This window comes from Mesorhizobium sp. NFR06, from assembly GCF_900115245.1.
GTDB lineage: Bacteria > Pseudomonadota > Alphaproteobacteria > Rhizobiales > Rhizobiaceae > Mesorhizobium.
Window position 1 is genome coordinate 473,235 of record NZ_FOVT01000002.1, and the last position, 19,160, is coordinate 492,394.

17 protein-coding genes are annotated in these 19,160 nt (G+C 63.5%); 8 read left to right on the forward strand and 9 right to left on the reverse strand.

The features are described 5' to 3' along the window. The first annotated feature begins 44 nt into the window (after positions 1 to 44). The 8 genes from F3H96_RS06425 (at position 45) to F3H96_RS06460 (ending at position 8,757) form a co-directional block, all read left to right on the forward strand. Positions 45 to 1,004, forward strand: coding sequence for a sugar ABC transporter permease (locus tag F3H96_RS06425; RefSeq protein ID WP_149791083.1), 960 nt, complete (start codon positions 45 to 47; stop codon positions 1,002 to 1,004). Then, positions 1,001 to 1,945 (forward strand): carbohydrate ABC transporter permease, encoded by a 945-nt coding sequence (locus F3H96_RS06430; RefSeq protein ID WP_149791084.1) that lies wholly within the window; start codon positions 1,001 to 1,003, stop codon positions 1,943 to 1,945. The genes F3H96_RS06425 and F3H96_RS06430 overlap by 4 nt, the downstream gene beginning before the upstream one ends. A gap of 23 nt (positions 1,946 to 1,968) precedes the next feature. After that, positions 1,969 to 3,084 carry an ABC transporter ATP-binding protein gene (locus F3H96_RS06435; RefSeq protein WP_149791085.1) on the forward strand — a complete coding sequence of 372 codons (1,116 nt, stop codon included), beginning with the start codon at positions 1,969 to 1,971 and terminating at the stop codon, positions 3,082 to 3,084. Positions 3,085 to 3,190: 106 nt separating this feature from the next. Further along, positions 3,191 to 4,690, forward strand: a complete 1,500-nt coding sequence (locus F3H96_RS06440) for a GMC family oxidoreductase (protein ID WP_149791086.1) — start codon at positions 3,191 to 3,193, stop codon at positions 4,688 to 4,690. Further along, positions 4,687 to 5,448 carry a 3-ketoacyl-ACP reductase gene (locus F3H96_RS06445; protein ID WP_149791087.1) on the forward strand — a complete coding sequence of 254 codons (762 nt, stop codon included), beginning with the start codon at positions 4,687 to 4,689 and terminating at the stop codon, positions 5,446 to 5,448. The genes F3H96_RS06440 and F3H96_RS06445 overlap by 4 nt, the downstream gene beginning before the upstream one ends. A 12-nt stretch (positions 5,449 to 5,460) precedes the next feature. Further along, on the forward strand, positions 5,461 to 7,089 hold the full coding sequence (locus tag F3H96_RS06450; protein ID WP_149791088.1) for a GMC family oxidoreductase N-terminal domain-containing protein: 1,629 nt from the start codon (positions 5,461 to 5,463) through the stop codon (positions 7,087 to 7,089). Between the two features lie 10 nt (positions 7,090 to 7,099). Then, positions 7,100 to 7,417 (forward strand): Dabb family protein, encoded by a 318-nt coding sequence (locus F3H96_RS06455; protein WP_149791089.1) that lies wholly within the window; start codon positions 7,100 to 7,102, stop codon positions 7,415 to 7,417. 92 nt (positions 7,418 to 7,509) lie between these two features. After that, positions 7,510 to 8,757 carry an MFS transporter gene (locus F3H96_RS06460; protein WP_210248148.1) on the forward strand — a complete coding sequence of 416 codons (1,248 nt, stop codon included), beginning with the start codon at positions 7,510 to 7,512 and terminating at the stop codon, positions 8,755 to 8,757. Between the two features lie 100 nt (positions 8,758 to 8,857). On the opposite strand, the gene F3H96_RS06465 is transcribed toward F3H96_RS06460, so the two are convergent. From F3H96_RS06465 to F3H96_RS06505, 9 genes are all read right to left on the reverse strand, one after another. Then, positions 8,858 to 9,703 carry an EamA family transporter gene (locus tag F3H96_RS06465; RefSeq protein WP_149791091.1) on the reverse strand — a complete coding sequence of 282 codons (846 nt, stop codon included), beginning with the start codon at positions 9,701 to 9,703 and terminating at the stop codon, positions 8,858 to 8,860. Continuing rightward, entirely contained in the window at positions 9,700 to 10,614 is a 915-nt protein-coding gene (locus F3H96_RS06470) for an endonuclease/exonuclease/phosphatase family protein (RefSeq protein ID WP_149791092.1), read from the reverse strand. The genes F3H96_RS06465 and F3H96_RS06470 overlap by 4 nt, the downstream gene beginning before the upstream one ends. Positions 10,615 to 10,691: 77 nt before the next feature. Next, entirely contained in the window at positions 10,692 to 12,245 is a 1,554-nt protein-coding gene (locus F3H96_RS06475) for a sodium:proton antiporter (protein WP_149791093.1), read from the reverse strand. A 141-nt stretch (positions 12,246 to 12,386) separates the two neighbouring features. After that, complete coding sequence (locus F3H96_RS06480) at positions 12,387 to 13,451, reverse strand: ABC transporter ATP-binding protein (protein WP_149791094.1); 1,065 nt, start codon at positions 13,449 to 13,451, stop codon at positions 12,387 to 12,389. A gap of 11 nt (positions 13,452 to 13,462) precedes the next feature. Beyond that, positions 13,463 to 14,254, reverse strand: coding sequence for an ABC transporter permease (locus F3H96_RS06485; RefSeq protein ID WP_149791095.1), 792 nt, complete (start codon positions 14,252 to 14,254; stop codon positions 13,463 to 13,465). Then, positions 14,251 to 15,042, reverse strand: coding sequence for an ABC transporter permease subunit (locus F3H96_RS06490; RefSeq protein WP_244619926.1), 792 nt, complete (start codon positions 15,040 to 15,042; stop codon positions 14,251 to 14,253). The genes F3H96_RS06485 and F3H96_RS06490 overlap by 4 nt, the downstream gene beginning before the upstream one ends. 186 nt (positions 15,043 to 15,228) lie before the next feature. Beyond that, positions 15,229 to 16,335: an ABC transporter substrate-binding protein gene (locus F3H96_RS06495; RefSeq protein WP_149791097.1), complete on the reverse strand. Its 1,107-nt coding sequence runs from the start codon at positions 16,333 to 16,335 to the stop codon at positions 15,229 to 15,231. A 245-nt stretch (positions 16,336 to 16,580) separates the two neighbouring features. Continuing rightward, positions 16,581 to 17,753: an iron-containing alcohol dehydrogenase gene (locus F3H96_RS06500; protein ID WP_149791098.1), complete on the reverse strand. Its 1,173-nt coding sequence runs from the start codon at positions 17,751 to 17,753 to the stop codon at positions 16,581 to 16,583. 18 nt (positions 17,754 to 17,771) lie between these two features. After that, positions 17,772 to 19,157, reverse strand: coding sequence for an aldehyde dehydrogenase family protein (locus tag F3H96_RS06505; protein WP_149791099.1), 1,386 nt, complete (start codon positions 19,155 to 19,157; stop codon positions 17,772 to 17,774). Positions 19,158 to 19,160 lie beyond the last annotated feature (3 nt).

Consider the following 19,160-nt stretch of genomic DNA (forward strand, 5'->3'; position numbering starts at 1 on the left):
TTTCGCGCCGGGCGGTTTCCGACCAACCGGTACTGGATGAGCCGATGAGCACAGTTGCCGAAACCCAGATCAAGCTGACACCGGAGCATGACGCCCGCCCCAGTACGTCGGTCCGTTCGCGGCTGCAGGACCTGTTGCCGAAGATTGTGCTGGCGCCGAGCTTCGCGGCGACGATCGTCTTCGTCTATGGCTTCATCCTATGGACGATCTATCTGTCCTTCACCAATTCCAAGACCTTCCCCTCCTATGACATCACCGGCGCCCGCGCCTATCAGCGGCTGTGGCGCTGGACCTTCGAGAGCGACCCGCCGTCCAGCTGGTATACCTCGATCACCAACATGGGCATTTTCGGCTTCCTCTACATCGTCATCTGCCTGGCGCTCGGCCTGTTCCTGGCTATCCTGCTCGACCAGAAGATCCGCGGCGAAGGCATGCTGCGGCCGATCTACCTCTACCCGATGGCGCTCTCCTTCATCGTCACGGGCGTCGCCTGGAAATGGTTCCTCGACCCAGGCCTCGGGCTGGAACAGACGCTGCATCAATGGGGCTGGACGAGCTTCCACTTCGACTGGATCAAGAACAAGGATTTCGTCATCTACACGGTGGTGATCGCCGGCGTCTGGCAGGCCTCCGGCTTCGTCATGGCGATGTTTTTGGCCGGGCTTCGCGGCATCGACGGCGAGATCATGAAGGCGGCGCAAATCGACGGCGCCACCACCTTCCAGCTTTACCGACGCATCGTCATCCCGTTGCTCAGGCCGGTGTTCCTGTCGGCCTTCATCGTGCTCGCCCACCTCGCCATCAAGTCCTACGACCTTGTTGTGGCGCTGACCAGCGGCGGGCCCGGCGGCTCGGCCTGGCTGCCGTCCAACTTCATGTATGAATTCACCTTCAAGCGCAACGAAATGGCGGTCGGATCCGCCAGCGCTGTAATCATGCTGATGACCATCACCGCGATCATCGTTCCGTATCTCTATTCCGAGCTCAGGGAGAAGTCGCGATGAGCGCCGTCACTTCACCCGCCCGCCCCGCCTCGAGCGGCGTACGCGCCAGGACGCTCAACCGCATCGTCATCTACGGCCTGCTCGCGCTGTTCGCGATCTTCTACCTGATGCCGCTCTTCGTCATGCTGGTCACATCGTTGAAGACCATGGACGAGATCCAGAACGGCAACATGCTGTCGCTGCCGCACGCGCCGACCTTCGAGCCGTGGATAAAGGCGTGGAGCGAAGTTTGCTCGGGCCTGACATGCGTCGGCATGAAGGGTTATTTCTGGAATTCCATCAAGATGGTGGTGCCGGCGGTGCTGATCTCGACCCTGCTCGGCGCGCTCAACGGCTATGTGCTGACCAAATGGCGCTTCCGCGGCCACACGCTGGTCTTCGCCATGATGCTGTTTGCCTGCTTCATTCCGTTCCAGTCGGTGCTCTTGCCGATGGCGACGATTCTCGGCAGCCTGGGCCGCTTCGGCGTCACCCTGCAGAACGCGACCGGGTTCAACTTCGGCCTCGGCAATTCGACGGTCAACCTGGTGTTTGTGCACGTGGTCTACGGCCTCGGCTTCACCACGCTGTTCTTCCGCAACTATTATGAGGCCTTCCCGACCGAATTGGTGAAGGCGGCGCAGGTCGACGGCGCCTCCTTCTTCCAGATATTCCGGCGCATCATGCTGCCGAACTCGCTGCCGATCATCGTCGTCACGGTCATCTACCAGTTCACCAACATCTGGAACGACTTCCTGTTCGCATCCGCCTATGCCGGCTCCGGCGACGTGATGCCGATGACGGTGGCGTTGAACAACGTCGTCAACACCTCGACCGGCGTCGTCGAATACAATGTCAACATGGCTGCGGCGATGATCGCCGCGCTCCCCACCCTGATCGTCTATGTCGTCGCCGGCCGCTACTTCGTGCGCGGGCTGATGGCCGGCGCGGTCAAGGGCTGACCCTCTTTCTTGAAGGAACGACCATGGCTTTTCTGGAAATTGACGGGCTGAAGAAGCGCTTCGGGAATGTCGAAATTCTGAAGGGCATCGATGTCGAGCTCGAAAAGGGCGGCTTCCTGGTGCTGGTCGGCCCGTCCGGCTGCGGCAAGTCCACGCTGCTCAACACAATCGCCGGGCTGGAGACGATCACCGAGGGCGAGATCAGGGTCGACGGCCGGGCGATCAACGACCTGCACCCGTCGAAGCGCGACATCGCCATGGTGTTTCAGAGCTACGCGCTCTATCCGAACATGACGGTGGCCGGCAACATCGCCTTCGGCATGGAAATGCGCGGCGTTCCGGCGGCGGAGCGGCAAAAGGCGATCGACAAGGTGGCCAAGATCCTGCAGATCGGCCATCTCCTGCAGCGCAAGCCGAGCCAGCTCTCCGGCGGCCAGCGCCAGCGCGTCGCCATGGGCCGGGCGTTGGTGCGTGACCCGAAGCTCTTCCTGTTCGATGAACCGCTCTCCAACCTTGACGCCAAGCTGCGCGTCGACATGCGCATCGAGATCAAGCGCCTGCATGCGACCACCGGCACGACGATCGTCTACGTCACGCACGACCAGATCGAGGCGATGACGCTGGCGACCAAGATCGCCGTGATGCGCGATGGCGAAGTGCAGCAGTTCGGCACGCCGGCCGAGATCTACAACAACCCGACCAACGTCTTCGTCGCCGATTTCATGGGCTCGCCGGCGATGAACCTGATCCCGGCCAAGATCGACGCCAACGGCAGCGGGCTTTCCGTGGTGCTCGACCGCGACACACGCCAGCCGATCGTACTGCCGATGCCCGGCGCGCCTGCCGGCCTCGCGGCCTTCAAGGACAAGCAAGTGATCTTCGGCGTGCGTCCCGAAGCGCTGACCGATCCGGAAGGTGCCGAGCGCAACGGCTCCGAGATCGCCACCGCCGACTGCCATATCGAAGTCGTCGAGCCGGCGGGATCGGATACCTTTGCCGTGACCAATCTCGGCGGCAAGGGCGTGGTGGCGCGGCTTCGCGCCGACGCCAGGATTCAGCCCGGCACCAGCACGCCGCTTGCATTCAACCTGAGCAAGGCGGTGTTCTTCGATCCCGCGACCGAGAAGCGCATTCTCTGATGCATGTCGCCCAAAAGTGGATCCGGTTTTGGGGCAACGACATGCATCAAAACAAAGATCTGAAGCGCGTCGCACCTGTCGGCTCATATACGACGCGCTTTAGGCCATGAACCCGGATATCGTCATCATCGGCTCCGGCATCGGCGGCGCCACGATCGCCTCCGGCTTGGCCGGCAGCGGCGCCTCGATCCTGATCCTGGAGCGCGGTGAGCAGCTGCCGGCGACGCCGCATGCGCGCTCGACGCGATCTATCTTCCTCGACGAGCATTATCGGCCGAAGGAGATGTGGCGCGAGGCCGGAGGTGCCGCCTTCAACCCCGGCAACTACTACTATGTCGGCGGCAATTCGAAATTCTTCGGCGCGGTGCTCATCCGCTACCGCAAGGAAGATTTCTCCGAGCTCGAGCATTTCGGCGGCGTCTCGCCGGCCTGGCCGTGTTCCTATGACGAACTCGAGCCGTGGTACTCGAAGGCCGAGCAGCTTTTTCGCGTGCGCGGCACGCTTGGCGAGGATCCGACGGAGCCGTTCCACTCGATCCCCTATGCCTTTGGACCGGTGCCCGACGAGCCCCCGATCGCGCGCGCCCGCGCCGAGCTGAAGAGCCTCGGCCTGCACCCGGCGTCGCTGCCGCTCGGCGTCGACATCGAGGCCTGGCTGAAGGAAGGCAAGACGGGCTGGGATGCCTTCCCCAACACCGGCCAGGGCAAGATCGATGCGCAGACCGGTCCGCTGACAGCTGCGCTTGCCGACGAGAACATTCGGCTCGAGACCAGCGCCCATGTCGACTGGCTGGAGGTTTCGCCGGACGGCAACACGATCGCCGCCATCCACTACACCCAGAACGGCGTGCAAAGGACGCTGTCGCCGAAACTGGTGATCCTGTCGGCCGGCGCGGTCAACTCGGCCGCCATCCTGCTGCGTTCGCCTTCACCCGAAGGCAAAGGTCTCGCCAACAGCTCCGACCAGGTCGGCCGCAATTTCATGAACCATAATTCGAGCGCGATGCTGGCGATCGATCCGCGCCGTCGCAACGACGCCGTCTACCAGAAGACGCTGATGCTCAACGACTACTATCTGTCGGACGGCAAAGGCGGAAAGCCGCTCGGCAATGTGCAGTTGCTGGGCAAGATCGACGGCAACATGCTCAAGGCCAATGTGAGGACGATGCCGAAATTCGCGCTCGACTTCATGGCCGGCCATGCCATCGACTGGTATCTGATGTGCGAGGATCTGCCCGACCCGGAAAGCCGCATCATGGTCGACGGCAGGGACATCGTCATGCAGTGGCGGCGCTCAAACATGCAGTCGCTCGAAGGCCTGACCAAGGTGATGCGTGAGAATTTCCGCGCCTGCGGCTATCCGATCGTTTTGTCTCGCCCCTTCGACAAGCGCACGCCCTCGCACCAATGCGGCACCGTGCGCATGGGCAACGATCCTGCGACAGCGCCGCTCGATCCGTTCTGCCGCGCCTACGACCACCGGAATCTGTTCGTCGTCGACGGCGGCTTCCTGCCGACCTCGGCCGCGGTCAACCCGGCGCTGTCGATCGCGGCCCAGGCGCTGCGCGTTGCCGACCACATCCGCAAGACGGAGCTTGCCGCATGAACCGCCCGGCAGCAATCATCACAGGCGGCGCGCGCGGCATCGGGCTTGCTTGTGCCGAGGCGCTGGCCGATGCCGGTTTCGATATCCTTGTCGCCGACCTCGCCGAGAAGCCGGCCGATGGGCTTGCCGAGAACATCGCCGCGCACGGCGCAAAGTTCGCTTATGCAAGCTGCGACATCGCCGATCTCGCCGGCCACGCCGCCCTCGTCGAGACCGCGATTGACGCCTTCGGCAGCATCGACTGCCTGGTCAACAATGCCGGCATAGGCGCTGTGCTGCGCGGTGACCTTCTGGACCTCGAACCGGAAAACTTCGATCGGGCGTTGGCTGTCAACCTGCGCGGCACGGTGTTCCTCAGCCAGGCGGTCGCCAAGGCGATGCTGGCGACGGTTGCCAACGCGGCCAGATCGATCATCACCATCACGTCGGTAAGTGCTGCGATGGCTTCGCCGGAACGCGCCGACTACTGCGTCTCCAAGGCCGGCCTTTCGATGTGGGTGAAGAACCTGGCGCTGCGGCTCGCAGCGGAAAACATCGGCGTGTTCGAGGTCCGGCCCGGCATCATCCGCACCGACATGACTGCCGGCGTCTCCGCGAAGTATGACGCGCTGATCGATGGCGGGCTGGTGCCGGCCAAACGCTGGGGCGAGGCTGCCGACATCGGCGCCGTCGTCACGGCGCTTGCTGGCGGAAAGTTCGGCTTCTCGACCGGATCGGTCATCGATGTCGACGGCGCGCTCTCCGTGCCGCGCTTGTGAGTGGGTGGAACCATGGCTGACTACATCATTGTTGGCGCCGGTCCAGCCGGCTGCGTGCTGGCCAACCGTCTGAGCGAGGATCCTTCCCATTCGGTCCTGCTCCTGGAAGCCGGCGGCAAGGACTGGCATCCGCTGATCCACATGCCGGCAGGCTTTGCCAAGATGACCAAGGGCATCGCCTCCTGGGGCTGGTCGACCGTGCCGCAGAAGAACATGAAGGACCGCGTCTTCTGGTACACGCAGGCCAAGGTGATCGGCGGCGGATCGTCGATCAACGCCCAGATCTACACGCGCGGCAATGCCCGCGACTACGACGCCTGGGAGAAGGAAGAGGGTCTCGCCGGCTGGGGCTATCGCGACGTGCTGCCCTACTTCAAGCGCGCCGAGAACAACCAGCGCTTCGCCAACGATTTTCACGGCGACCAGGGCCCGCTCGGCGTCTCCAACCCGATCTCGCCGCTGCCGATCTGCGAGGCCTATTTCCGCGCCGGCCAGGAGATGGGCATTCCCTTCAATCCGGATTTCAACGGCGCCAGCCAGGAGGGCGTCGGCTATTACCAGTTGACCCAGAAAGATGCGCGCCGCTCGTCGGCTTCCGTCGCCTATCTGAAACCAATCCGATCCCGCAACAATCTAACGGTCAGAACCGATGTGCTGGTCACCCGTGTCGTCGTCGAGAAAGGCCGCGCCGTCGGCGTCGAGATTGTCGACAGGCCGGGCGGCGAAAAGTCGATCCTGCGCGCCGGACGCGAGGTCATCGTCTCCTCCGGCGCCATCGGCTCGCCGAAACTCTTGATGCAGTCGGGCATCGGCCCGGCCGACCATCTGAAATCGGTCGGCGTCACACCCGTCCATGACCTGCCCGGCGTCGGTGCCAACATGCAGGATCATCTCGACCTGTTCGTGATTGCCGAATGTACCGGCGACCACACCTACGACAACTACGCCAAGCTCCACCGCACGCTATGGGCAGGACTGCAATACCTGCTGCTCAAGAAGGGTCCCGTGGCCTCCAGCCTGTTCGAGACCGGCGGCTTCTGGTATGCCGACCCGACCGCCGCCTCACCCGACATCCAGTTTCATCTGGGCCTCGGCTCCGGCATCGAGGCCGGCGTCGAGAAACTGAACAACCCTGGCGTTACGCTGAACTCTGCCTTCCTGCGCCCGCGCTCGCGCGGCACCGTGCGGCTCAAGAGCGCCGACCCGGCCGACCATCCGCTGATCGATCCGAACTACTGGTCCGATCCCTATGACCGCGACATGTCGATTAAGGGCCTTAGGCTGGCGCGTGAGATCATGCGGCAGAAGGCGCTGCGGCCATTCGTGCTGCGCGAGGTGCTGCCGGGTCCAAACCTGCAAAGCGATGCAGACTTGTTCGATTACGCTTGCCGCACCTCGAAGACCGACCACCATCCGGTCGGCACCTGCCGCATGGGCCATGACGCGATGGCGGTGGTGGCCCCCGATCTGAGGCTGCGCGGCATCGAAGGGCTGCGCGTCTGCGACGCTTCGGTAATGCCGCGCGTCCCCTCTTCCAACACCAATGCGCCGACGATCATGGTCGGCGAAAAGGGCGCCGACCTCATCCTCGGCCGCGAGCCGCTGCCGCCGGCCGTGTTCAAGGGCAACCAGTCGGCGTGAGGCGCAGGCGATGATCCGACACTGCGTCCTTGTCCGCTTCCGCGACGATGTCCCCACTGCCGAACGCGCGGCGATCCACGCCGATCTCGAGGCCCTGCGTTCCGTCATCGATGGCATGGGCAAGGTCCATTTCAGCGCCAATGTCAGCCCGGAGCCGTTCGCACGCGGCTTCACCCATGGCTTCACCGTCGACTTTCGTGACGCCGCCGCCCGCGACGCCTATCTCGTTCACGCGGCGCATCAGCGCGCCGGCGCCCGCCTGGTCGCCGCCCTCGAAGGCGGCACCGACGGACTGATGGTCATCGACCTCGAGTTTACGGAAATGTGACCGCCGGTTCACTGAAAACCGGCAAACCAGCCGTTCTCTTTTGCGCCGCATGGAACATATCCGTTCCTCCGGGGATGCAAAGGAGGACCGCCTTGACCCTCACCACCGAGCAGAAGAAAACCGTAGTCGCATCATTCCTCGGCTGGACGCTCGATGCGTTTGATTTCTTCCTTCTGACATTCCTGCTCACCGATATTGCGACTGAATTCCACACCGACGTGCCGGCGGTCTCGAAAGCGCTGTTCCTCACGCTCGCGACTCGCTTCATCGGCGCGTTCCTCTTCGGCATGCTTGCCGACAAATTCGGGCGAAAACCCATCCTGATGCTCAATATCGTCAGCTATTCGGTGATCGGCGCGCTGGCCGCCTTCTCGCCCAATCTCGGCATATTCCTGGCGCTGCGCGCGCTGTTCGGCATTGCCATGGGTGGCGAATGGGGCCTCGGCAGTTCACTCGCGATGGAATCCATTCCGCCGAGCGCGCGCGGCATGGTCTCGGGCATTCTGCAATGCGGTTATCCTGCCGGCTATCTGCTGGCGGCGGTGGTCTACGGGCTGCTCTATGGGCAGAAGATCGGCGATTTCACCTTCGGCTGGCGCGCCATGTTCCTTCTGAGCTTCCTGCCGGCGCTGATGGTGCTCTTCATCCGCTCGCACGTGCCGGAATCGCCGGCTTTCGTCGAAGGCCGTGCGCAGACGCGGCCTGGCCTTCTGGAAACGCTGCAGCGACACTGGGGTATCGCGCTCTATGCCGTGGTGCTGATGATGTTTTTCAACTTCTTCAGCCATGGCACGCAAGACCTCTACCCGACCTTCCTGAAGAAGCAGCATGGCTTTGATCCGCACACGGTGAGCTGGATCACCGTCGTCGCCAACATCGGCGCCATCGTCGGCGGGCTGGCCTTCGGTGCGCTGTCGGAAAAGATCGGCCGCATCAACGCCATCACGCTTGCCTGCCTGATCGCCTTGCCGGCACTTCCCCTATGGGCCTATTCGACGACGCCCTTCATGCTGGCGGTCGGCGCCTTCATCATGCAGGTGGCGGTGCAGGGTGCATGGGGCGTCATACCGGTGCACCTGAACGAGCTTTCCCCCGGTGCCGTGCGTGCGACCTTGCCCGGCTTCATTTATCAGGCCGGCAATCTCGCGGCGTCCTATGGCGGGCCGTATCAGGCCGGCATCGCCGAGGCGCCCGGCAGCAGCTATGGCTATGCACTGGCGCTGTTTGCCGGCGTGGTCGCCGTCTGCATCATCGTCGTCATCCGCTTCAGTCCGGAGAGACGCGGCCAGGTGATGACTGTGTTGGACCGTGAGGTGAGAGCAATTCCAGAAAAAGTGTGAGCGGTTAGGCTCGGCGACTTCGCCGTAGCCTTTCCGTCCGGATTTGCGTCACGACAAAGAGATAGGGAGGTCTGCCGTTTGCGTGAAGCGGCAGACCTCCCTATCCGAGTCTGAGCGCGACGACGCCGGCGACGATGCTGAGCGCGGCGGCGCCGCGCCAGCCCGTCATTTTCTCGCCCAGCGCGACGACCGAGATGATCATCGCGAACAGGATCGAAGTTTCGCGCAGCGACGCGACCGAGGCGATCGGCGCCCTGGTCATCGCCCACATGACGATCCAGTAGGCAGCGCCACTGAGCACGCCGGTGAACAACCCGGCCTTCCAGTCGCGTGCCAGCACGGGCAGCGACCGCGGCCCGCGAAAGATCACGCACAAAACCAGCGCCCAGGCTGCATCGCAGACGAACAGCCACGCCGCATAGCTTTGCGCGGTGGCGGCCAGCCGCGCGCCGCTGCCGTCGGAAAGCGTGTAGCTGGCGATGAAGATCGAGGTGGCAAGCGCGAAGCCGACCGCGCGCAGATTGAGCTTCTCCAGATGCGCGCCGCCGCGAAACGACATCACCAGCGTGCCCGCCGACAGAAGCACGATGCCGACAATGGCAAGCGGCGCCGGCACCTCTCCAACGACGACCATGCCGCCAAGCGCCGCCAGCAGGGGCGCCGTGCCGCGCGCCAGCGGATAGGTCTGGGCGAAATCGCCGGCCTTGTAGGCGCCGATCAGGAAGGTCCGGTACCCCATGTGGAAGAGGACGGAGGCGGCGATGTAGGGCCACACCTCCATCTTTGGCACCTCGACAAAAGGCAGCACGAAGACTGCAGCGAAGCCCATGCCGAGCGTCATCAGCGTGATCGACAGGAAGCGGTCGAGATGCACCTTGACCAGCGCGTTCCAGATCGCATGCATGGCCGCCGCCGAGAGCACGGCGAGGAAGACGAACAGCGTCATCTCGGGGTCCGCTGCGGGTCGAAGGCCGTTTCGAGATCGATATCGACTCTGAGCGGGAAATGATCCGAGGCGACTTCGCCGGTATCGGTGCTGATCGATCGCACCCGATCGGCCAGCATGCCCGTAATGAAGCAATGGTCGAGCCGGCGCTTGGCGAGCCTGCCGTCGATGATCTTCTCATGTGTGTGGAAGTCGGTTGCCGGTTCCTTCGCGACGGCGGCGGCGTCGACGAAGCCGTCGATATAGGCGGCACCGCGATGATAGGGCGTTGAGCCGACGATGCGCCGGTATTCGGCGCTTCCCGACTCCATGTTGAAATCGCCCAGCCAGATCGCTCCCGGCGGGTTTTCCGGTTCGGGCTGACCATTCGACCAATTGCGCTGCGGCTCGTCGTCAATGCCGCTCCAGGGTCCGCCCTCGTATGCTGCGCGCCGATGCTCGGCCAGCAGATAGTCGATCTGTTCCAGCCGCTCTTCCGCAGCGATATGGGCGAGATGCATCGAGAACACCCGCAACGGTCCGGCGGGCGTGCGGATCATGCATTCCAGCGCTGCTGCGCGGGTGTTGAGCGGCCTCAGCGTGCGCCGCAGCGGCAGCGTGTGCAGGCGCGACCAGACGATCGGCAGCTTCGACAGGATCATGGTACCGAATTGTCGCCGGCGATTGACGACATGGCCGTCGCGGCTCTCGCTGGCGTCCATGTCGAAAGCGGGACCGTAGGCCCAGTAATAGTTGGGCAGCAATTTTGACAAGATATCTGGCTGATCGTCTTCATTGCTGCGCTGCCAATGCCGCTCGACCTCTTGCAGGGCGATGATGTCGGCGCCCTCCACCAGCTTGGCGGAGCGCCCGAGATCGTAACGCCCGTCGCCGCCGTAGCCGTACTGGATGTTGTAGCTGATCAGCTTCATTGATTAACCGGCTAACTTCCGATGATCGCAGTAGGGCAATTCCGGGAAAACCGTGTCACACTTTTCCTGGCATAGCTCTAATAGGTGGTGAGCGGCTGGTAGCTTCCGGCTGGCGACGCCGCCAGCTCCGACCAGTCGATCTCCTCTTCCAGGCGGTGATAGGCCTCGTCGCCGATCGTGCCGTTGCGGCGCAACTCCTCCAGCGTGTCGCGCTGGCGGTTGATGGCGTAGAGGCGCAGCCTATCGTATTCGGTGGCGGCTTGGGCGTCCTCGGGGTTTTCCGCGACCCGCCGCTGCGCCTCGTACTGCTCGCGCACCACGGCCGCCGCGGCCGAGGTCTTACGGTTCAGCACGTCGAGCGCGGCCTGCATGATGGCCACCCGTGCCGCGGCGACCTCGCGATCGATCGAAGTATCCCGCTCGAAGTTGAGACGGCGCAGCAGCGGTTTCAGGGTCATGCCCTGCAGCACCAGCGTCCCAAGCACGACCGCGAAGGCGGCAAGCACGATCGGGTCGCGGCCAGGAAAATTGGCCGGTAGCGCCATCGCCACCACCAGCGTCACCAGCCCGCGCATGCCGCACCATCCGACGAGCACGGCGCCGCGAAAGGTCGGCGCATCTCGCCTCTGCTCGTCGCTGTCGAAACGCCCAAACCGCCTTATCACCGCGACGTAACCCATGACCCATAAGAGACGCGCCGCTATGACGACGGCCAGCACGATCGCGGCGAACAGAAAGGCCTCGCCTTGCCCGTCGCCGGAAAGCCGGCCGACGATCGACCGTGCCTGCAGGCCCATGAGCACGAAAGCCAGCACGTTGAGCACGAACACCGCCGACTCCCAGACCGAGTAGGTGCTGACGCGGCGTCTCGCCGACATACGGCGTGGCGCGGTGCGCGCGATGGTGATGGCATAGACGACGATGGTGATGATGGCGGAGAGGCCGAGCTTGTCGGCAATAATCCAGACCGCGAAGGTTCCGGCGAACTGCACCACGGTGCTGCTTGCCGCGTCCTCGATCCGCGTCAGCGTCAGCAGCGAGAAGCGGCCGAACAGATAGCCGGCCACAACGCTGCCGACCGTCGACAAAAGGATGACCGGCACGGCGTCTCTCGCCACCAGCGATCCGATGGCGGCGGCAACCGATATCCGGTAGATCAACAGCGCCGTGGCATCGTTGAGCAGGCTCTCGCCTTGCAGGATCGCAGTAAGGCGGTGCGGCACCTTGAATTGGTTGAGCACCGCGCTTGCCGCCACCGCATCCGGCGGCGCGACGATGGCGCCGAGCGCGATCGCCGCCGCGATCGGCAGGCCGGCCATCTTCCAGCCGACAAAGGCAACCACGACGGTGGTGAAAACGACGGCGCCGAGCGCCAGAAGCACCAGCGACAGCCGGTAGCGCTTCAGGTCGCGCAGTGAGGTATCGTAAGCGGCATCGAGAAGCACCGGCGCGATGAACAGCGCGAGCGCCAGTTCCGGGTCGATCTCGATCATCGGCGCGCCTGGCACGAAGGCAATGCCGGCCCCGGCGAGCGCCAGCAGCGATGGGTAAGGTACTTCCAGCCATCGCGATACCGCCGTCAGCGCGACGGCGATGAGAAGCAGGATCAGGGTGAGTTCGAAAAGCGCCATGGCTCATCGTAACGATGGTACCAGGCGTTTGGCACTGCAAAAAATGAATGGTGAATGGGTATCATCGGAAGAATTTGAGCGCGTAAAGTGCTCTCTTCACTGATTGCTATTCACCATTCACTATTCACTATTCACTCTTCCCTAGTGCAGAACCAGCATGTCGCCCGACGAAAATGAGATATCGGCCTTGTCGCCGACGACCGGCGGCGGCGTCGTCGAATTGTTGAAGGTGTCGAGCGACACTGTGTTGCCGCCGATGCCGACGCGTACCCGGATGACCGAGCCGAGGAAATGCACCTCGGCGATCTCGCCCGACAGGCTGGTGTCGTGGCCCGGCTGACGTCCCAACGAGATCGCTTCCGGCCTGAGCGCCAGCGACAGCGTATCGCCCGACTTCGAGCCGTTGAGCTTGCCCTTGAGCGATACTTCCTGGCTGTTGACCTGCACCTTGCCCGAGGCGGCGTCGGTGACCTTGCCTTCCAGCACGTTGAGCGTGCCGACGAAATTGGCGACGAACTTCGTTGCCGGCCGGTTGTAGATCTCGAACGGCGTTCCGACCTGCTCGGCCTTGCCGCCGTACATCACCGCGATGCGGTCGGAGATCGACAGTGCCTCTTCCTGGTCATGCGTGACGAAGATGGTGGTGATGCCGAGCTTCTTCTGGATCGAGCGGATTTCCTCGCGCAGCGACACCCGCACCTTGGCGTCGAGCGCCGACAGCGGCTCGTCGAGCAGCAGAAGCTTGGGTTTGGGCGCGATGGCACGCGCCAGCGCGATGCGCTGCTGCTGGCCGCCTGAGAGCTGGTAGGGGTAGCGGTCGGCCATCTGCGGCAGCTTGATGATATCGAGCATCTCGGCGACCCGCCTGTCCGCATCCGCCCTCGGCATGCCGGCGACTTTCAACCCGAAGGCGATGTTCTGCGCCACCGTCAGGTTCGGGAACAATGCGTAGGCCTGGAACACCATGCCGACATTGCGCTGATTGGGCTTCAGCCTGGTGATGTCCTTGCCGCTGACCACGATCTTGCCGGCCGACGGCTCCTCGAAGCCGGCGACCATGCGCAGCACCGTCGTCTTGCCGCAGCCCGACGGGCCGAGGAAGGAGACGAACTCGCCGGGCTCCACATCAAGGTTGAAATCCTGGACCACAGTGGTGGCGCCGAAGGACTTTCGCACATGCTGAATGGAGAGGAATGGCTCGGCCATGGCTTTTGCTTTCAATTCGGGCGGTTGGCCGATTTCGGCGCGAAACGGGACAGGATCTGGATCAGCGACATGCAGCCCCAGGTAATGGCGAAGGCTATGATGGCAAGTGCCGCCGGTTCGTAGGCGCGGTTGGCGCCGATATTCTGCAGATACGGTCCGAAGGCCGGCCGGTTGAGAAGGCTGGCCATCGTGAATTCGCCGATGACGATGGCGAAGGTCAGGAAGGCACCCGAAAGCACCGCGATCAGCACATTGGGCAGGATGACGCGGGTGATGATCGTGCCCCAGCCGGCGCCAAGGATCTGCGCCGCTTCCGTCAATGTCCGCACGTCGATGGTGCGCAGGCCCGTGTCCACCGCCCGATACATATAGGGTAGCGACAGCGTCGCATAGCCGATCACCAGTAGGGCATTGGTGGCCGTGTCATTCGCCAGGAAGGGCAGCGGCGAGTTGGAGCCGTACATCCTGATGTAGCCGAAGACGATAACGATGGCCGGAATGACCAGCGGCAGCAGGGTGATGAACTCGACGACCGGCCTGATCTGCGGCAGGCGCAGCCGGATCCAGTAGGCGGCCGGCACGACGATCAGCACGCCGAGGATGATGGTGAAGACAGCGGCGACCACGGAATACGTGAAGGTCGCCTGGAAGCGGGCGTCGCCCAACACGATCTGGTAGGCGTCAAAGGAATAGGCGCCGCGCCGCATGCGCATGGAGAATTCCACCGTCGCGATCAGCGGTATGAAGAAATAGGCGGCGCCGAGGATGAAGACCACCCAGGCCCAGAATTTGCCCGACTTCATTTCAGCCACCTCTCGGAACGGGTCCGGAACCAGATGTAGAAGACGTTGGCGAGGCCGGTGATGACGATCATGCCGAAGGCGATCGCATAGCCGAGATGGGCATTGTGCAGCACGTCGCCGCGGATCTGCGCGTAAAGCAAGATCGGCACGATGTTGAGCGACGAGCCAGTCAGCGCATAAGCGGTGGCGATCGCCCCGAAGGCATTGGCGAAAAGCAGGATGACGGTGCCGAGGAAGCTCGGCCAGATCACCGGGATCACCACCATGCGCCAGTATTGCGCGGTGGTGGCGCCGAGCGTCGCGGCGGCCTCGCCCCACTCCTTTTTCAGCCCGTCGATCGCCGGCACGATGATGACCACCATCAGCGGGATCTGGAAGTAGACATAAGTCAGCGTCAGGCCCCAGAACGACAGGATGTTGAAGCCGTGCGCATAGATGTTGAGGCCGAACAGGGTGTTCAGGATCACGGTGGCGAGACCGAGCCGGCCAAGCGTGGCGAGGAAGGCGAAGGCCAGCGGCACGCCGGCGAAATTCGAGGCCACGCCGGAGAAGGTCAGCGTCGCCGACCGGATCCACTCCGGCAGGCCGCCGCGCACGATGGCGATGGCGATGGCCAGGCCGGCGAAGGCGCCGATCAGCGCCGAGGCGAGGCTGACTTTGATCGAGATCCAGTAGGCGGCAACGATCGAGGGCTGCGCCAATGCTGAAATGTTCTCGAGCGTGAACTCGCCGGCATCATTCTGGAAGGCGCCCAGCATCAGGTAGAGCGTGGGCAGGATCAGGAACATGATCGCGAAGACGAAGAACGGCGTCACGCCGAGCCACTGCGTCGGCAGCCGCAGGGTGCGCGCCTCGCTGGGCGGCGCGGCCTTCCCCGCGATGGTCTGGTTGGAAAGCGAGAGATCGGTCATGCGCCGGCTACCGTCTTCGAGGGTGCCGGGCGGCCCTCAGGGCCGCCCAGATATTTTTACAACTTACTTGACGTTGGCGCCAACAACGGCGTCCCAGTTCTTGGTGATGGCTTCCTTGGCCTTGCCCTGCTCGTCGAGCGTCGGGAACACGGCCGAGGCATAGGCCTCCGCCGGCGGCAGCTTGGCCATCACGTCGGCCGGGAGCTTGCCGTTCTTGGCAAGATCGTTGAAGCGGATCGGATGGCAATAGCCCTTCAGCCAGCCAATCTGGCCTTCGTCGGAATAGAGATATTCGAGCCAGAGCTTGGCCGCATTCGGATGCGGCGCAAAGGCGCTGATCGCCTGCACGTAGACACCGGCGACGACGCCGGTCTTCGGCACGATGACGTCGACCGGCGGATTGCCCTTCAGCGTGTCGCGGCCAGCCAGCGCGTTGTAGTCCCATGTGACGAGGATCGGCGTCTGGCCCTGGGCGAGCGTCGCCGGCTTGCCGATCACCGGCACGAAATTGCCTGCGGCGTTGAGCTTCTTGAAGAACTCGAGACCCGCCGTGCCGGCGGCTTCGCCAGCACCTGCGCCGCCGGACAGGCCGGCCGCGTAGACGGCCTGGATGGCCTGGTTCGAGGCGCGCGGGTCACCGGCCAGCGCGACGGTGTTGGCATAGTCCGACTTCAGCAGATCAGCCCAGTCTGCCGGTGCTTCCTTGACCAGATCCTTGTTCACCAGGAAGGACAGCACGCCGTAATAGTCGCCGGTCCAGAAGCCTTCGGCATCCTTGGCGCTGTCCGGGATCGAGTCCCAGGTCGACACCTTGTAAGGCTGAATCAGGCCGTCGGCCTTGGCGGTCGGTCCGAAGGACAGGCCGACGTCGATGACGTCGGGAGCCTGCGGGCCCTTGTTGTCCTTGTTGGCCTTGATCGCCTCAACCTCATCGCCCGAGCCGGCGTCCGGGTTGAGTTCGTTGACCTTGATTTCAGGATACTTAGCCTTGAAAGCGTCAATCACTGCCCCGTAGCCGCACCAGTCATGCGGAAGCGCGATGACAGTGAGCTGGCCTTCCGCCTTCGCGGCCTTGACGAGATCGTCCATCGAAGCGGCGGACGAAATCACCGTCGACGCGAAGAGCGCCGCGGCCGAGAGGGAAAGCACTTTCCCCGTGAACTTGAACATGTGTTCTCTCCGTTGAACCGGCGCGCTCGGCGCCTGCGATGCGGGTATCGTTTTCGTATGACAGCCAGATGAAGGCTTTTTGAAACCGGAGCCCCGCGGCGAAAAAAGTTAACTCTTTTTAACGGACTGTAGCAATTAGCCCGCACTTAATTTTCCGGCTAATGGTTAGTTGCCTTGCCTTTTTGCCCTCCCCTTCCCCTCTCAAGTGCCCTTTCATTCAACGCTTCGGTATTGAAAGCCGGCTCTCAAAGCGAGCCGGCGATGGCGTTTTCGAGCAGCGTCAGCGCCGCTTTCTTGGTGAGCTTCACCGGATTGCCGCCGGCGGTCGGGTCGACCACCGCCATGTCGGCGATCAGCGCCTTGCGCTTCTTGTCCATGTCGAGGCCCTTGATCAGGCCCGGCAGCGCGTGCGGCACCTTGAGCTCCTTGCGCAGCTTGATGATCGCCTTGGCGAAACCGTCGAAGCCGCCCTTGATGCCGCAATAGGCGGCGAGGCGCGCGATGCGGTCCTCGATCGCCTCGCGGTTGAAGGCGAGCACGTAGGGCATGAACACAGCATTGGTCATGCCGTGATGGGTATCGTAGAGCGCGCCGATCGGATGCGACAGCGAGTGGATCGCGCCCAGTCCCTTCTGGAAGGCCGCGGCACCCATGGCGGCCGCGCTCATCATATGGGCGCGGGCGACCAGATCCTTGCCGTTGGCGAAGGCCTTGGGCAGGTTATTGAACACCAGCCGGATGCCTTCCACCGCGATGCCGTCGGCCATCGGATGATAGCCCGGCGCGCAATAGGCCTCAAGGCAGTGCGCCAGCGCGTCCATGCCTGTGCCGGCGGTGATGAAGGCAGGCATGCCGACCGACAGTTCCGGATCGGCAATGACGATTGCCGGCAAAAGTTTCGGATGGAAGATGACCTTCTTGGTGTGGGTCGCCTCGTTGGTGATGACGCCAGCGCGGCCGACCTCCGAGCCGGTGCCGGCCGTGGTCGGCACCGCGATGATCGGTGCGATCGCGTCGGCATTGGCTCTGGTCCACCAGTCGCCGACATCCTCGAAATCCCATACCGGGCGCGTCTGGCCCGCCTGGAAGGCGATCAGCTTGCCGAGGTCGAGCGCCGAGCCGCCGCCGAAGGCGATGACGCCGTCATGCTTGCCTTTCTTGAACGCCGCGATGCCGGCGGTGAGATTGGAATCGACCGGGTTCGGTTTCACCTCGGAGAACACGCCATAGGGAACCTTGGCGTCGTCGAGGATCTTCAGCGTCGAGGCGACGACCGGCAGCTTCGCCAGGCCCGGATCGGTGACGAAGAGCGGCCGCTTGATGCCGGCCGCCGCCAGGACATCGGGCAATTCCGCGATGCGCCCGGCGCCGAAGCGGACGGTGGTGGGGTAATTCCATTTGGAGATCAGCTTGGACATGATTTGTCTTTCGAGAGGTCAGATAGCTTCGCGCAGGTGATAGGATTTCGGCCGGGTCAAATTGTCATAGCCGATGGCCGAGAGCGCGGCGCCCTTGCCGGTGTCCTTGACTCCGGTCCAGACCAGCGCCGGGTCCAGATAGTCGCACCGGTTCATGAACACGGTTCCGGTCTCGACACGGTCGCCGATCGCCACCGCGCGCTCGGTGTCGCGCGTCCAGATCGAGGCGGTCAGCCCATAGGGACTGTCGTTCATCAGCGCGATCGCCTCCTCGTCGTTGCGCACCTTCATGATGCCGACGATCGGGCCAAAACTTTCCTCGCGCATGACGCTCATCTGGTGGTCGACGTCGGTGAGCACTTCCGGCGCCAGATAGGGCGAGCCGGCTCTGTCGTTCTCGACCTTCATGTTGATGTGCGCCCTAGCGCCCTTGCGCAGCGCCTCGGCCTTCTGCTCGCGGATCAGGTCGGCGAAACGCGCCTGCGCCATCGGTCCAATCGTCGTCGCCTGCTCCAGCGGATTGCCGACGACGTAGTTCTTCGTCTCGGTGATAAAACCCTCGACGAACTCGTCATAGACCTTCTCGTGCACATAGACGCGCTCGATGCCGCAGCAGCACTGGCCGGAATTGTAGAAGGCGCCGTCGACGAGGTTGGCGACCGCATGATCCATCTTGGCGTCGGGCAGCACGTAGGCCGGGTCCTTGCCGCCGAGCTCGAGGCCTAGCGTCATGAAGGTGCCTGCCGCCGCCTTCTCGATGGCGCGGCCACCGCCGACCGAGCCGGTGAAGTTGACATGATCGATCTTACCGGAGCCGAGCAGTTTCTCGGTCTGGGCATGGTTCATGACCAGGTTCTGGAACAGACCTTTGGGGAGCCCCGCCTTGTCGAAAGCCTGTTGGAAGCGCTCGCCGACCAGCAGCGTCTGCGCCGCATGCTTGAGGATGACGGCGCTGCCGGCCATCAGCGCCGGCACGATGGTGTTGACGGCGGTGAGATAGGGGTAATTCCACGGCGCGATCACCAGGACGACGCCAAGCGGCACCTTTTTCACATAGCGACGGAATCCGTCCTTCGGGTTCGAGGCCATGACCGGCTTCAGCGCCTGCTCGGCGATCTCGACCATGTAGTTGGTGCGTTCCTTGACGCCGCCGAACTCGCCGCCATAGCGCACCGGCCGCCCCATCTGCCAGGCGATCTCAGGCACGATCTCATCGGTCATGGCGACCAGCGCTTCGAGCATCGCCAGCATGTATTTGCCGCGCTCGACGACCGGTGTCTCGGCCCATTTCTCCTGCGCCGTCTTGGCGCGCTCGACAGCCGCGTTGATCGCCTGGTCGGTTGCGACCGGCCGCTCGGCATAGATCGAGCCATCGATGGGGGATTTAAGTTTTACGGTTTCCAATTA